Raw genomic sequence first — 15,496 nt, forward strand, 5'->3', positions numbered from 1 at the left:
ATCGCCGCCGTCAACGTCGTCTTGCCATGGTCAACATGACCAATCGTGCCAACGTTTACGTGCGGCTTGTTGCGCTCAAATTTCGCCTTGGCCACGGTTCACCTCTTACCCGTCAAAATCAAATAATCCACTTCCGACCCAGCACACTGCTCAGCCGGCCTTTTTAATCACTTCTTCCGCGATGCTGTTGGGCGCTTCGGCATAGCCATCGAACTCCATCGAGTAAGCGGCCCGGCCCTGCGTCGCCGAACGGAGATCGGTAGCATAACCGAACATCTCCTTGAGCGGCACCGCAGCGCGGATAATCTTGCCGCCCGGACCGTCTTCCATACCCTGCAGCGTGCCTCGCCGACGCGTTACGTCGCCCATGACATCACCCATGAAGTCCTCCGGTGTCGTCACCTCGACCTTCATCATCGGCTCCAGCAGCACCGGATCACCCTTCATGAAGCCATCCTTGAAGGCCATCGAGCCGGCGATCTTGAACGCCATCTCGGACGAGTCGACATCGTGATAGGAGCCATCGAACAGCTCGACCTCGAGATCGACCACCGGGAACCCGGCGAGGACGCCGTTTTCCATCTGCTCCTGGATACCCTTATCCACCGAAGGGATGTACTCCTTGGGAACGACGCCGCCAACGATCTTGTTGCGGAACTCGTAACCCTCACCCCGATCGCGCGGCTTCATCCGAATCCAGACGTGACCGTACTGACCACGACCACCGGACTGGCGAACGAATTTGCCTTCGACCTCGATCGGCTTGCGAATCGCCTCGCGGTAGGCTACCTGCGGCTCGCCGACCTTCGCCTCCACCTTGAACTCGCGCTTGAGGCGGTCAACGATGATCTCGAGATGCAATTCGCCCATACCCGAGATAATGGTCTGGCCGGACTCGTCGTCGGTACGCACCTGGAACGACGGGTCTTCCTGCGCCAGCTTACCCAGCGCAATCCCCATTTTCTCCTGGTCGCTCTTGGTCTTGGGCTCTACCGCCACCGAGATCACCGGATCAGGGAATTCCATACGCTCGAGCGTCACGCGATGGGCGTTGTCGCAGATCGTCTCGCCGGTCGTAATGTCCTTGAGACCAATGGCCGCGGCGATATCGCCGGCCCGGACCTCGCTGATCTCCTTACGCTCCTTGGAGTGCATCTGGACGATACGACCCAGCCGCTCTTTCTTGCCCTTGACCGGGTTGTAGACCGTGTCACCGGTCTTGACCACGCCGGAATAGACCCGGAAGAACGTCAGTGTGCCGACGTAGGGATCAGTCGCGATCTTGAAAGCAAGCGCCGCGAAATGCTCGTCGTCGGTGGATGCACGGATGACCGTACTGCCGTCCTCGAGCTCACCCTCGATGTCCGGGACTTCGCTGGGCGAGGGCATGTACTCGACCACCGCGTCGAGCATGGCCTGTACACCCTTGTTCTTGAACGCCGAACCGCAAAGCACCGGAACCACTTCGTTGGCGATGGTCTGCACGCGAAGGCCATGATTGATCTCGTCCACCGTCAGCTCTTCGCCGCCGATGTACTTGTCCATCATCTCTTCGCTGGCTTCGGCCGCGGCCTCGATAAGCGCCTCGCGGTATTTCGCCGCGTCATCGGCGAACTCGGCAGGGATATCGACCTCTTCGTAGGTCGTCCCCATGTCCTTTTCGTTCCAGTAGATCGCCTTCTGACGAATCAGATCGATAACACCGGCGAAGGAGTCCTCGGCACCGATCGGCAGCTGGACCGGTACGGCGTTGCAGCCGAGCCGCTTTCTGAGCATGTCGACGCAGCGGAAGAAATCGGACCCCATCTTGTCCATCTTGTTGACGAACACCATGCGCGGAACGCCGTAGCGATTCGCCTGACGCCAGACGGTCTCGGTCTGCGGTTCGACGCCGGCGTTGGCATCAAGCACGCAGACGGCGCCGTCGAGCACCCGCAGCGACCGCTCGACCTCGATGGTGAAATCCACGTGGCCGGGCGTGTCGATGATATTGATACGGGTCTCGGGGTACTGCTGGTCCATACCCCGCCAGAATGTAGTCGTGGCCGCAGAAGTAATGGTGATGCCACGCTCCTGCTCCTGATCCATCCAGTCCATGACCGCCGCGCCGTCATGCACCTCGCCCATTTTATGGGAGATCCCGGTGTAGAAGAGAATGCGCTCGGTGACCGTTGTCTTCCCGGCATCAATATGCGCCATGATGCCGATATTCCGGTAGCGCTCGATCGGTGTTTTGCGTGCCAAAACCTGTTACCCCTGAACCTGATTACCAGCGGAAATGGGAGAAGGCCTTGTTAGCCTCCGCCATACGATGGGTATCTTCCCGCTTTTTCACGGCACTGCCACGACCCTCGGCTGCTTCCAGCAGCTCGTTGCCGAGACGATGCCCCATGGTGGCCTCGCTACGTTTGCGCGCGGCCTCGATTACCCAGCGCATGCCGAGCGTGTTACGCCGCTGCGGGCGAACTTCGACCGGTACCTGGTAAGTTGCCCCACCAACACGGCGCGATTTGACCTCGACCACCGGCCGGACCTTGTCCAGCGCGGTTTCGAGTACTTCCATCGGCTCGCCGCTGTTCTTCTCGGCGATGCGATCGAGCGCGGTGTAGACGATCTTCTCGGCCACGGCCCGCTTTCCGTCGCGCATAATCTGGTTGACGAAGCGCGTCAGCATTTCGCTGTCGTACTTCGGATCCGCCAGGACCTTGCGCTTGGGTACTTCTCTTCTTCTCGGCATGATTGACTACCCGTTTATCCTTTAGGCCGCTTGGCGCCGTACTTTGAACGACCCTGGCGACGCTTGCTGACACCGGCGGTGTCCAGCGAGCCACGAACCACGTGGTACCGCACACCGGGAAGGTCCTTGACCCGGCCGCCACGAATGAGCGCAACCGAGTGCTCCTGAAGGTTATGCCCCTCACCGCCGATGTAACTGGCAACCTCGTAACCGTTGGTCAGCCGCACGCGCGCGACCTTCCGCAGCGCCGAGTTCGGCTTCTTCGGGGTGGTGGTATAGACGCGGGCGCAAACGCCTCGCCGCTGAGGACAGGCCTCGAGCGCCGGCACGTTGCTCTTCTCGTGCCGCCGCTTGCGAGGCTTGCGCACCAGCTGATTGATCGTGGCCATAGAGTTTTAACTCCCGTCCTTCAACGAACACCGGGCCGGTTAAACCAGCTCCGGCGAAAGCCGTTAAGTGTAGGATCGGGCTTCATGGGTGTCAACCAGAAGCCCCGACCCGTTAGTTTTCCGACAAATCGCTCGTGTTGGGCGCTGCCGCGGCATTGCCCAGACCGAACTGTGGCGCCATCGGGATCATCGGCGACGGCGTTTCCCGACGCTGGCGCTGACGATCCTGATGATACGCATAACCCGTGCCCGCAGGAATCAGGCGACCGACGATCACGTTTTCCTTGAGGCCACGCAGGTCATCACGTGCGCCGCGGGTAGCCGCGTCGGTGAGCACCCGCGTAGTCTCCTGGAACGATGCCGCGGAGATGAACGAATCGGTCGCCAGCGAGGCCTTGGTGATCCCCAGCAGCTGAGGTTCCCAGACCGCCGGTTCACGCCCCTGCTCCACGAGCTGCTCGTTCTCGTCCTCGACACGCCCCCAGTCCGCCTGCTCACCGCGCAGGTATCGGGTATCACCGGGATCGCGGATCTCGACCTTGCGCAGCATCTGGCGACTGATCACCTCAATGTGCTTGTCATTGATGTTCACGCCCTGCAGCCGGTAGACATCCTGGATCTCCTTGACCATGTAGGCGGCCAGTTCGGCCACGCCCAGCAGACGAAGGATGTCATGCGGATTGGGCTCGCCATCGGCAATCACTTCGCCCTTTTCGACGAATTCGCCCTCGAACACGGTCACGTTGCGGTGCTTCGGAATGAGCTCTTCGTACTCCTCGCCATCCGTCGTGGTGAGCACCAGCCGCTGCTTACCCTTGGTGTCCTTGCCAAAGCTCACCGTACCGGACGTCTCTGCAAGGATCGCCGGTTCCTTCGGCTTGCGGGCCTCGAACAGGTCGGCCACCCGCGGCAGACCACCGGTGATGTCGCGCGTCTTCGACGATTCCTGCGGAATGCGCGCGATAACGTCGCCCACATCCACCTCGGCACCGTCTTCGACACTCACGATCGCGCCGCCGGGCAATGCATAGTGAGCGGCGATCTCGGTACCGGCGAGGTTGAGGTCGTTACCCGCCTCGTCGACCAGCTTCACCACCGGACGGAGATCCTTGTAGGCCACCTTCTCGTTGGTGCTGGTACGGATATGCTCCCCGGTGCCGCGGCTCTTCGGATCGGTCACCACCAGACTGCTCAGGCCGGTGACCTCGTCCGTCTCACGGTTGACCGTTACGCCCTCGACGAAGTCGTAGAACTTGAGACGCCCCTTCACCTCGGTGATGATCGGATGGGTATGCGGGTCCCAGTTCGCCACGATCTGACCGGACTCGACCGCCTCCTCGTCCGCAACGGCAATGGCGGCACCGTAAGGCACCTTATACCGCTCACGCTCGCGGCCGGCCTCGTCCATCACGGTGATTTCGCCGGAACGCGACACGGCCACCAGGTTGCCGGAGTGATGCTTGACCGTCTTGAGGTTATGGAGTCGAACGCTACCCGCCGACTTGACCTGGACGTTACTGACCGCAGCGGCCCGTGAGGCGGCACCACCGATGTGGAAGGTGCGCATCGTGAGCTGCGTACCGGGCTCGCCGATGGACTGGGCACCGATCACGCCCACCGACTCACCGACGTTGACCTGATGCCCGCGGGCCAGATCACGCCCGTAGCAGGCAGAACAGACACCATGACGCGTCTCGCAGGTAATCGGCGAACGCACCCAGATCTCGTCCACGCCCTCGCTCTCGATCATTTCGACCTGGCGCTCATCAATGAGCGCGCCCTGCTCGACCAGCACCTCGCCGGTCCCGGGCTTGACGACATCCTGCGCCACGATTCGGCCAAGCACCCGCTCGCCAAGGGCCTCGACCACGTCGCCGCCCTCGATCAGCGGCGTCAGGCGGAGGCCGCGGTGAGTGCCGCAATCCTCGGCCGTCACGACCAGGTCCTGCGAGACGTCCACCAGACGACGTGTGAGATAGCCGGAGTTGGCAGTCTTCAGCGCCGTATCCGCGAGTCCCTTCCGGGCACCGTGGGTGGAGATGAAGTACTGCAGGACGTTGAGGCCCTCGCGGAAGTTCGCGGTAATCGGGGTCTCGATGATCGAGCCATCGGGCTTGGCCATGAGACCACGCATGCCCGCCAGCTGACGGATCTGCGCCGGCGAGCCACGGGCCCCCGAGTCGGCCATCATGAAGATCGAGTTGGTCGACTTCTGGACGATCTCGTTGCCCTCGGCGTCGGTAACGGTCTCCTTGCCGAGCTTCTCCATCATCGCGCCCGCGACTTCCTCGTTGGTGCGCGACCAGATGTCGACCACCTTGTTGTAGCGCTCGCCGTTGGTCACCAGGCCCGAGGCGTACTGATCCTCGATGTCCTTCACCTCGATCTCGGCATCGGAGAGGATCTGCTCCTTCTCACCCGGAACGACCATGTCTTCCATGCCGATGGACACCGCCGCACGCGTAGACATGCGGAATCCGAGGTACATGATCTGGTCAGCGAAGATCACCGTCGCCTTGAGACCAAGACGCCGGTAGCACTGGTCGATCATCTCCGAGATGGCTTTCTTGCTCATGTCGCGGTCGACCAGGCTGAACGGCAGCCCCTCGGGAACGATGCTGTAGATCAGCGCCCGCCCGACCGTCGTATCCACTCGCCGGGTGGCCTCGCTGCGCTGTCCCTCGTCGTCCACCACGACTTCGTGAATACGCACCGTCACCCGCGCGTGCAGGCTCACCCGATCGCTTTCGTAGGCGCGGTGCACCTCGTCGAGATTGGCGAAGGTCATGCCCTCACCGGCCTGCTGCTGGAGCACCAGCGACATGTAGTAAAGCCCCAGCACGATATCCTGCGACGCACCAATGATCGGCTCGCCGGAGGCGGGTGCCAGGACATTGTTGGTGGCCATCATCAGGGACCGTGCCTCGAGCTGGGCTTCCAGCGCCAGCGGCACGTGGACGGCCATCTGGTCGCCGTCAAAGTCGGCGTTGAACGCCGGACAGACCAGCGGATGCAGCTGTATCGCCTTGCCTTCGACCAGCACCGGCTCGAACGCCTGGATACCCAGACGATGCAGGGTCGGCGCACGGTTCAGCATGACCGGATGCTCGCGGATCACCTCCTCGAGGATATCCCAGACCTCCGCGGTCTCGCGCTCGACCATCTTCTTGGCCGCCTTGATGGTGGTGGCGAGCCCCAGCCGCTGCAGACGCGAGAAGATGAACGGCTTGAACAGTTCCAGCGCCATCCGCTTCGGCAGGCCGGTCTGATGCAGGCGCAGGGTCGGGCCGACCACGATCACGGACCGACCGGAGTAGTCGACACGCTTGCCGAGCAGGTTCTGCCGGAAACGGCCCTGCTTGCCCTTGATCATGTCCGCCAGCGACTTCAGCGGCCGCTTGTTGGTCCCGGTGATCGCCCGGCCACGGCGGCCGTTGTCGAGCAGCGCGTCCACCGACTCCTGCAGCATGCGCTTTTCGTTGCGCACGATAATGTCCGGCGCGGACAGATCGAGCAGCCGACGCAGACGGTTGTTGCGATTGATAACCCGCCGGTAGAGATCATTGAGATCGGAGGTCGCGAAACGCCCCCCATCAAGCGGCACCAGCGGCCGCAGATCCGGAGGCAGCACCGGCAGGACGGACATCACCATCCACTCCGGTCGATTACCCGAATCGAGGAATGATTCCACCAGCTTGAGACGCTTGGACAGACGCTTGATCTTGGTCTCGGAGTTGGTGGCATCCATCTGCTCGCGAAGGGTCTCGGTCTCCTCGCGGAGATCGATGTTCTTGAGCAGGTGGCCCACCGCCTCGGCACCCATGCGGGCGTCGAACTCGTCGCCGTACTGCTCCATGGCATCGAGATACTGCTCGTCGCTCAGAAGTTGGCCCTTCTTGAGCGGCGTCATGTTCGGCTCGATAACCACGAACGCCTCGAAGTAGAGGATCCGCTCGATATCACGCAGCGTCATGTCGAGCAGCAAACCGATGCGCGAGGGCAGCGACTTGAGGAACCAGATGTGCGCGGCCGGGCTCGCCAGATCGATATGGCCCATCCGCTCGCGGCGGACCTTTGCGAGCGTCACCTCGACGCCACATTTCTCGCAGACCACGCCGCGATGCTTGAGCCGCTTGTACTTGCCGCAGAGGCACTCGTAGTCCTTGACGGGGCCGAAGATCTTCGCGCAGAAGAGTCCATCCCGCTCCGGCTTGAACGTCCGATAGTTAATGGTTTCCGGCTTTTTCACCTCGCCAAACGACCACGACCGGATCTTCTCCGGCGATGCCAATCCAATGCGGATGCCATCAAAGTCGTCGAGCTGGGCGCCCGGCTGTTTGAACAGATTCAGTAGGTCTTTCATATCGGCTACCCGTTCAGTCCTGCTCGAGCTCGATATCGATACCGAGGGAGCGAATCTCTTTGACCAGCACGTTGAAGGATTCGGGCATGCCCGCCTCCATCTGGTGCTCGCCATCGACGATGTTCTTGTACATCTTGGTCCGGCCGGCGACGTCGTCGGACTTGACCGTTAACATTTCCTGCAGTGTGTAGGCCGCGCCATATGCCTGCAGGGCCCAGACCTCCATCTCACCGAAGCGCTGGCCGCCGAACTGTGCCTTGCCGCCCAGCGGCTGCTGGGTGACCAGGCTGTAGGGCCCGGTGGAGCGCGCATGCATCTTGTCGTCGACCAGATGGTTGAGCTTGAGGATATGCATGTAGCCCACGGTCACCGGCCGGTCGAATGCATCACCGGTCCGGCCGTCATAGAGCTGTGCCTGGCCGCTCTCCGGCAGACCCGCGAGCCGCAGCATATTCTTGATCTCGCCCTCGTTGGCACCGTCGAAGACCGGTGTCGCCATCGGCACGCCGCCACGGAGGTTGTTACAAAGCTCGACGATCTCTTCGTCGGTAAAGGCGCTCAGATCCTCCTGCTTACCACTGGAGTTGTAGATCTGTTCGAGGAAGCCGCGCAGATCATCGACCTGTCGGCGGGCATCGAGCATTTCGCCGATGCGCCGCCCCAGGCCCTTGGCCGCCCAGCCCAGGTGCACCTCGAGGACCTGGCCGATGTTCATGCGCGACGGCACACCCAGCGGCGAGAGGACCACGTCGATCGGCTCGCCGTCGGCGGAGAACGGCATGTCCTCCACCGGAACGACGCGCGAGATCACGCCCTTGTTGCCGTGGCGGCCGGCGAGCTTGTCACCCGCCTGGATGCGACGCCGGACGGCCAGGTAGACCTTCACCATCTTGAGCACACCCGGGGCGAGATCATCACCAGCGCCGATCTTTTCCTTCTTCTCCTCGAAGCGGGCATCGAACGCCTCACGCTGCGACTTGAGCTGGGTCTGGACGGCCTCGAGGTGAGCCATGGCGCTCTCGTCGCGGAGCCGTATCTCGAACCAGCGACGACGATCAATGCCATGCAGATACTCGGCGGTGATCTCGGTGCCGGCCTTGAGCTGGTCCGGACCACCATCGGCGATCTGCCCGATCAGGGACTGCTCGAGACGGGCGAATGCATCGTCCTCGAAGATCCGGTACTGGTCGTCGAGATCCTTGCGGACCTCGGCCAGGGCCTCGGCCTCGATGGACAGCGCACGCGAGTCCTTCTCGACACCGTCACGGGTGAAGACCTGCACGTCGATGACCGTGCCGTCCATGCCCGTGGATACCCGCTGCGAGGTATCTTTCACGTCCGAGGCCTTCTCGCCGAAGATCGCCCGCAGGAGCTTTTCCTCCGGCGTCAGCTGCGTCTCGCCCTTGGGCGTGACCTTGCCGACGAGGATATCGCCGGCCTTGACCTCGGCACCGACATAGACGATGCCCGACTCATCGAGCTTGGAGAGCGCGCTCTCACCGACATTGGGAATGTCCGCGGTAATCTCCTCGGACCCCAGCTTGGTATCGCGGGCAACCGCCGTCAGCTCCTCGATGTGAATGGTCGTGTAGCGATCCTCCTGGACTACGTTCTCGGAGATGAGAATCGAATCCTCGAAGTTATAACCATTCCACGGCATGAACGCGACGCGCATGTTCTGGCCCAGCGCCAGCTCACCCATATCGGTGGACGGCCCATCGGCCAGCACGTCGCCGCGGCCAACCCGATCACCCGGGCGCACCAGCGGCTTCTGGTTCTGGCAGGTGCTCTGATTGGAGCGCGTGTACTTGGTCAGGTTGTAGATATCGACACCCGGCTCGCCGGACTGGGCCTCGTCATCGTTCACCCGCACGACCACGCGGGCGGCGTCGACCTGGTCGACGACACCACCACGGTCCGCGACCACGGTCACACCGGAGTCGACCGCGACGGCCCGCTCCATGCCGGTGCCCACGACGGGCTTCTCGGCGCGCAGGGTCGGCACCGCCTGGCGCTGCATGTTCGACCCCATCAGCGCGCGGTTGGCGTCGTCGTGCTCGAGGAACGGCACCATCGACGCCGCTACCGAGACGATCTGCTTCGGCGAGACGTCCATGTACTGGACCTTGTCCGGCGACGACATGCCGAACTCGTTCTGGTGACGGATCGAGATCAGCGAGTCGACGAGCTGGCCGCCCTCACCGATCCGGGCGTTCGCCTGGGCGATGATGTAGCGGCTCTCCTCGATGGCGGAGAGGTAATCCACCTGATCGGTGACCTGGCCGTCCTGCACCCGTCGATACGGCGTCTCGAGGAAACCGTAACTGTTGAGCCGGGCATAACAGGCCAGCGAGCTGATCAGACCGATGTTCGGCCCCTCCGGCGTCTCGATCGGGCAGACCCGGCCGTAATGGGTGGGGTGCACGTCACGCACCTCGAACCCGGCCCGCTCACGGGTCAGGCCGCCCGGCCCGAGCGCGGAGACACGCCGCTTGTGCGTGACCTCCGAGAGCGGGTTGTTCTGATCCATGAACTGCGAGAGCTGCGAGGAGCCGAAGAACTCCTTGATCGCCGCCGCCACCGGCTTGGCGTTGAGCAGTTCCTGGGGCATCAGCCCCTCGCTCTCTGCCAGGCTCAGGCGCTCGCGCACCGCCCGCTCGACACGAACCAGGCCGATGCGGAAGTTGTTCTCGGCCATTTCGCCCACGCAACGCACGCGACGATTACCGAGATGGTCGATGTCATCGACCGTGCCCTTGCCGTTACGGATATTGATGAGCTCGGTGAGCACCGCGAGGATGTCATCGTTACTGAGCACCCCGCTGCCCTCGACCTCGTCGCGGCCGACACGCAGGTTGAACTTCATCCGCCCGACCGAGGAGAGATCGTAGCGATCCTCGCTGAAGAACAGATTCGCGAACAGGTTTTCCGCGGCATCCTTGGTCGGCGGCTCGCCGGGACGCATCATCCGATAGATCTCGATGAGCGCTTCCAGCGGCGTCGTCGTGGTGTCGATGTTGAGCGTATTGGAGATATACGGCCCCTGGTCGACATCGTTGATGAACAGCACCCGGAACTTCTTGATACCGCCATCGCGCAGCGCCTGCACGAGCTCATCGGTGAGCTCGGTATTGGCGGAAGCGAGCACCTCTCCCGTGGACTTGTCGATGATGTCCTCGGCGAGGATGCGGCCAACGAGGTAGTCGTCCGGAACCTGCAGCTTTTTCAGGCCCGCCTTGTCCATCTGCCGGATATGACGGGCGGTGATCCGCCGGCCACTCTCGACAATGACGTTCCCCTCGCTGTCCTTGATCTCGAAGGTCGCCGTCTCGCCGCGCAGACGCTCCGGCACGAGCTCGAGGTCGGCCCCCTTCTTGCGAAGGTGGTAGGTGTTCTTCTCGAAGAACATGTCGAGGATCTGCTCGTTATCGTAGCCGAGCCCGCGCAGCAGCACCGTGGCCGGCAGCTTGCGGCGGCGGTCGATGCGCACGTAGATCGAATCCTTCGGATCGAATTCGAAATCGAGCCATGACCCGCGATAAGGGATGACGCGGGCTGTGAAAAGCAGCTTCCCGGAACTGTGGGTCTTGCCTTTGTCATGATCGAAGAACACGCCCGGCGAGCGATGCAGCTGCTGGACGATCACGCGCTCGGTCCCGTTGATCACGAACGTGCCGTTGCGGGTCATGAGCGGCATTTCGCCCATGTAGACTTCCTGCTCGCGGATGTCCTTGACCGTGCGCGTTTCCTTGTCATTGATAATGAGGCGCACGAGCACCCGCAGCGGAGCCGCGTAAGTCATGCCGCGAAGCTGGCATTCCTTGACGTCGAACGCCGGATCGCCAATACGATAATTGACGTACTCAAGGCGGGCATTGCCGGAATAGCTCTCGATCGGGAAGACCGAGTCCAGTGCCGCATGCAGCCCCTTGTCTTCACGACCGTCGGGATCCTGTTCGAGCTGCAGGAAATCCCGGTAGGATTCGATCTGAGTGGTTAACAGATAGGGAACATCCAGCACCTTCGGCTGCTTGCCAAAGTCATTGCGGATGCGCTTTTTTTCAGTAAACGTATAAGCCATCGAGATTCCTCAACGAGGTCGGGGTCCGCCGTGTGCAAGGCTTCGAGAACTTGCCCGATGCAAGCCCTCGCAGACTTGGACACAACGGCCGGCAGCGGATTCCCACCGCAACGGGTTGTTCACAAACAGCACCGGGCCGACAGCCGAATCGGCCGTCAGCCCAGCATCAACGTCCACTCGTGACGTTGGCGTCGCCAAGCTCTTACTTGAGCTCGACAGCAGCACCGGCCTCTTCAAGCTGACCCTTCAGCTCGTCGGCCTCTTCCTTCGAAGCGGCTTCCTTGACCGGGGCGGGCACGCCCTCCACCAGCGTCTTGGCCTCTTTGAGACCCAGACCCGTGGCGGCACGGACGGCCTTGATCACGCCGACCTTGTTCTCGCCGAAGCTTGTCATGACGACATCGAACTCGGTCTGCTCTTCGGCGGCCTCGGCCTCGCCACCACCGGCGGCGGGTGCCGCGGCAACGGCGGCGGCGGCAGTCACGCCGAACTTCTCTTCCATTGCCTCGATGAGCTCGACGACCTCCATTACGGTCATGTTCGAGATGGTCTCGAGGATGTCTTCCTTGGAAACGGCCATTGTCTTTTTCTCCTGGCTGATTCGATTGATAAATGCGCTAGCGGCAGCGACAGGGAGCTGTCAGGCCTACTGTTTGGCGTCCTTGACGGCGGCGACGGTACGCACCAGCTTGCCGGGCACCTCGTTGAAGGTGGTGGCAAGTTTCTGTACCGGCGCCTGCATGGTCGCCATGAGACGACTGATCGCCTCGTCGTAGGTCGGTAGCGTGGCCAGCCGGTCGATTTCGGATCCGGGGTATTTCTCCCCGCCGACGGCCAGCATTTTCACTACCAGCTGATCGTGTTCCTTGGCAAAGCTCTTGAGAACACGGGCGGCCGAGCCGGGATCTTCCTGCGAGAACGCGAGAACGAGCGGACCTGAGAAGTCATCACTCATGCACTCGAATTCAGTACCCTCGACGGCGCGCTTGGCGAGGGTGTTCTTAACCACCCGCACATAAACGCCCGCGTCCCGGGCCTGCACTCTCAGGCTATCCATATCACCGGCGGACAGACCCCGATATTCCGCGGCGACCGCGGAATGAGCCTGACCAGCCACCTCAGCGACTTCCTGCACCATCCGCTTTTTCTGTTCCAGACTAACGCCCATTCAAATGCCTCCTGGAACGGCGGTTGGTAATGGCATCCGGACCTTCGGCCCGTCTGCCCCGTAACGGTGAACCCGTGCAGGAAACCTGTCCTGTCCGGCACACCGCCTACCGCTGGCGGTCGTACGACACTTACGCGGCGAACCGCACCAAACGGTCTTCGACGGCTGTCTCGATGACAGCCAGCAGCCATTCAACAATGGCCGCACCATCCGGGGGGCCAACCTAGGTCAGCGCCCCCAAATCCAACGGCACGCCCGGCCCCATCGTGGTGGAAACCGTGGCCCGCTTCAGATAAACACCCTTGGACGAGGCCGGCTTGATCTTCTGCAGGTCGTTGATGAGCGCCTGCAGGTTCTGCGCCAGGGCCTGCGGATTAAAGTCCGCCTTGCCCAGGCTGCAGTGGATCAGCCCGCCACGGTCTGCGCGGTAACGCACCTGCCCCGCCTTGGCATTCTGTACCGCCTGGGCCACATCGGTCGTCACGGTGCCGACACGCGGGTTCGGCATCAGCCCCCGTGGTCCGAGCAACCGACCGAGCTTGCCGACGACACCCATCGCGTCCGGGCTGGCAATGACGACATCGTAGTCGAGCTCCCCACCCTGCATACGCTCGGCCAACTCGTCCATGCCGACCGTATCGGCACCCGCGGCCTCGGCGGCCTCGGCGTTCGCGCCCTGCGCGAACACGGCCACCCGAACCGTCTTGCCGGTACCATTCGGCAGCACCGTGGAACCACGCACCATCTGGTCGCCCTTCCGCGGGTCAATACCAAGATTTACCGCGACGTCGATGGACTCGGTAAACCGGGCCGTAGCCAGTTCCTTGAGCAAGACAAAGGCCTCTTCGGCCTCGTAGAGGCGGCTGCGATCAATCTTTTCCTCGAACGCCCGCTGGCGTTTCGTCAATTTCGCCATGGCGTTACATCCCCTCCACGTTGAGGCCCATGCTACGGGCGGAGCCGGCAATCGTTTTCACGGCGGCTTCCATCCCGGCGGCATTGAGATCCGGCCACTTGGTCTGCGCGATCTCCTCGATCTGCTCGCGATTAACCGTGCCCACCTTGGTGACATGCGGCGTGCCACTACCGGACTTGATGCCCGCGGCTTTCTTGAGGAGCACCGCGGCCGGCGGTGTCTTGGTGACGAAGGTGAAGCTGCGGTCGGAATAGACCGTGATCACCACCGGGGTCGGCAGACCCTGCTCCATATCCTGGGTCTGCGCGTTGAACGTCTTGCAGAACTCCATGATATTCAGGCCATGCTGACCCAGCGCCGGGCCCACGGGCGGGCTCGGTTTGGCGGCCCCGGCGGGGACCTGCAGCTTGATGTAAGCCGTGACTTTTCTTGCCATTGATTGAACTCCTGATGTGGGTGGTAACGCCGGGGACTCTCACCCCGGCTCCCCTGGCGGCAAACCGCCTGGTTAGGTCTTCTCGACCTGACTGAAATCGAGCTCCACCGGAGTGGAACGTCCGAAAATGAGAACCGCCACGCGAAGTCGGCTCTTCTCGTAATTCACTTCCTCGACCACGCCGTTGAAATCGTTGAACGGGCCGTCGGTCACGCGGACCACTTCACCCACTTCGAACAGCACCTTGGGACGCGGTTTATCGACGCCTTCGCGCACTCGGTTGAGGATGTTCTCCGCCTCGGTATCCGAGATCGGTGACGGCCGCCCCCGCGACGGACCGATAAAACCCATCACCCGTGGCACGTTCTTCACCAGATGCCAGGTGTCGTCACCCATCTCCATCTGGACCAGGACGTAGCCCGGGAAGAACTTCCGCTCGCTGCGGCGCTGCTGGCCCTCTTTCATCTCGACGACTTCTTCAGCGGGTACGAGCACCTCGCCGAAGGAATCTTCCATTTCAGCACGCGCAATATGCTCTTCGAGAGCCTTTTTTACCTGGTTCTCGAAACCGGAATACGCGTGAACGACGTACCATCGTTTCGCCATGAAAGATCAGCCTCCGGGGCGTACGAGGGCGCCGACGCCCCACATGAAAAACATATCCATCAGCCAGAGCAGAATAGCGACGATGAAGACCATGACCAGCACAACCAGCGTGGTCTGAATCGATTCCTGCCGGGTCGGCCAAACCACGCGGCGCAGCTCCTGGCGCGCTTCGCGGGCAAAAGCCCAGGCATTGCGGCCCGGCTGACTGGTCATTGCAATGGCGATGGCAACGGCTGCCACAACCACTATTCCGATCACGCGGATGAGGTCGGACTGGCCCTCAAGGCCGTAGAAGCCAACCACACCGGCGAGAAAGGTCCCGACGGCCAGTGTCAGCTTGGCCTTGTCCGTTCCCGTGGTCGTCGTCTGATCGTTTGCGCTCATGGAACCCGCGACGCTGTTAGTGACCGGATTGAATGGCAGGCCAGGAGGGACTCGAACCCCCAACCTACGGTTTTGGAGACCGTTGCTCTGCCAATTGAGCTACTGGCCTAATTTCGCGTTTGACCGGCCATCAAACGACGAACTCGATAGTGTACGCAAACCCCCGGGGTTTTGAAACCCCAGGGGTTGACAACACCGTTAACCGATTACTCGAGGATCTTGGAGACGACGCCGGCACCGACGGTGCGGCCGCCTTCGCGCACGGCAAAGCGCAGGCCGTCTTCCATCGCGATCGGCGCGATCAGCGTGACGGTCATCTGCACGTTGTCACCCGGCATCACCATCTCCGTGCCCGAGGGCAGCACGCAGGCACCGGTGACGTCCGTGGTACGGAAGTAGAACTGCGGCCGGTAGCC

13 protein-coding genes and 1 tRNA gene are annotated in these 15,496 nt (G+C 62.2%); all 14 read right to left on the reverse strand.

All coding sequences use genetic code 11. The features are described 5' to 3' along the window. Positions 1 to 95: GTP-binding protein (locus tag EV698_RS10210; protein ID WP_017397055.1), on the reverse strand; the 95-nt coding region annotated here is incomplete at its 3' end. A gap of 55 nt (positions 96 to 150) precedes the next feature. Beyond that, entirely contained in the window at positions 151 to 2,244 is a 2,094-nt protein-coding gene (gene fusA / locus EV698_RS10215; protein WP_130504100.1) for an elongation factor G, read from the reverse strand. Between the two features lie 22 nt (positions 2,245 to 2,266). After that, positions 2,267 to 2,737, reverse strand: coding sequence for a 30S ribosomal protein S7 (gene rpsG, locus EV698_RS10220; RefSeq protein ID WP_130504101.1), 471 nt, complete (start codon positions 2,735 to 2,737; stop codon positions 2,267 to 2,269). A gap of 14 nt (positions 2,738 to 2,751) precedes the next feature. After that, the gene (gene rpsL / locus EV698_RS10225) at positions 2,752 to 3,126 is read right to left on the reverse strand and encodes a 30S ribosomal protein S12 (RefSeq protein WP_023367946.1); all 375 of its coding nucleotides are present in this window, start codon (positions 3,124 to 3,126) and stop codon (positions 2,752 to 2,754) included. A gap of 112 nt (positions 3,127 to 3,238) precedes the next feature. Then, positions 3,239 to 7,489, reverse strand: coding sequence for a DNA-directed RNA polymerase subunit beta' (rpoC, locus tag EV698_RS10230; protein ID WP_130504102.1), 4,251 nt, complete (start codon positions 7,487 to 7,489; stop codon positions 3,239 to 3,241). Positions 7,490 to 7,502: 13 nt separating this feature from the next. Further along, positions 7,503 to 11,570: a DNA-directed RNA polymerase subunit beta gene (gene rpoB / locus EV698_RS10235; protein WP_130504103.1), complete on the reverse strand. Its 4,068-nt coding sequence runs from the start codon at positions 11,568 to 11,570 to the stop codon at positions 7,503 to 7,505. A gap of 202 nt (positions 11,571 to 11,772) precedes the next feature. Further along, positions 11,773 to 12,150, reverse strand: a complete 378-nt coding sequence (rplL, locus tag EV698_RS10240) for a 50S ribosomal protein L7/L12 (RefSeq protein ID WP_130504104.1) — start codon at positions 12,148 to 12,150, stop codon at positions 11,773 to 11,775. A gap of 66 nt (positions 12,151 to 12,216) precedes the next feature. Continuing rightward, positions 12,217 to 12,738, reverse strand: coding sequence for a 50S ribosomal protein L10 (gene rplJ / locus EV698_RS10245; protein ID WP_130504105.1), 522 nt, complete (start codon positions 12,736 to 12,738; stop codon positions 12,217 to 12,219). Positions 12,739 to 12,961: 223 nt separating this feature from the next. Next, on the reverse strand, positions 12,962 to 13,654 hold the full coding sequence (gene rplA / locus EV698_RS10250) for a 50S ribosomal protein L1 (protein ID WP_130504106.1): 693 nt from the start codon (positions 13,652 to 13,654) through the stop codon (positions 12,962 to 12,964). A 4-nt stretch (positions 13,655 to 13,658) separates the two neighbouring features. Then, positions 13,659 to 14,090 (reverse strand): 50S ribosomal protein L11, encoded by a 432-nt coding sequence (gene rplK, locus EV698_RS10255; protein ID WP_130504107.1) that lies wholly within the window; start codon positions 14,088 to 14,090, stop codon positions 13,659 to 13,661. Positions 14,091 to 14,162: 72 nt separating this feature from the next. After that, positions 14,163 to 14,696, reverse strand: coding sequence for a transcription termination/antitermination protein NusG (gene nusG / locus EV698_RS10260; RefSeq protein WP_130504108.1), 534 nt, complete (start codon positions 14,694 to 14,696; stop codon positions 14,163 to 14,165). A gap of 6 nt (positions 14,697 to 14,702) precedes the next feature. Beyond that, positions 14,703 to 15,080, reverse strand: coding sequence for a preprotein translocase subunit SecE (gene secE / locus EV698_RS10265; protein WP_130504109.1), 378 nt, complete (start codon positions 15,078 to 15,080; stop codon positions 14,703 to 14,705). 33 nt (positions 15,081 to 15,113) lie between these two features. Continuing rightward, a tRNA-Trp gene (locus EV698_RS10270) sits at positions 15,114 to 15,189 on the reverse strand. 97 nt (positions 15,190 to 15,286) lie between these two features. After that, positions 15,287 to 15,496 (reverse strand): EF-Tu C-terminal domain-related protein (locus EV698_RS10275; protein ID WP_476749584.1); only part of this gene is annotated, 210 nt, incomplete at its 5' end.

Origin of the sequence: Spiribacter vilamensis, from assembly GCF_004217415.1 — a bacterium.
Lineage (GTDB): Bacteria > Pseudomonadota > Gammaproteobacteria > Nitrococcales > Nitrococcaceae > Spiribacter > Spiribacter vilamensis.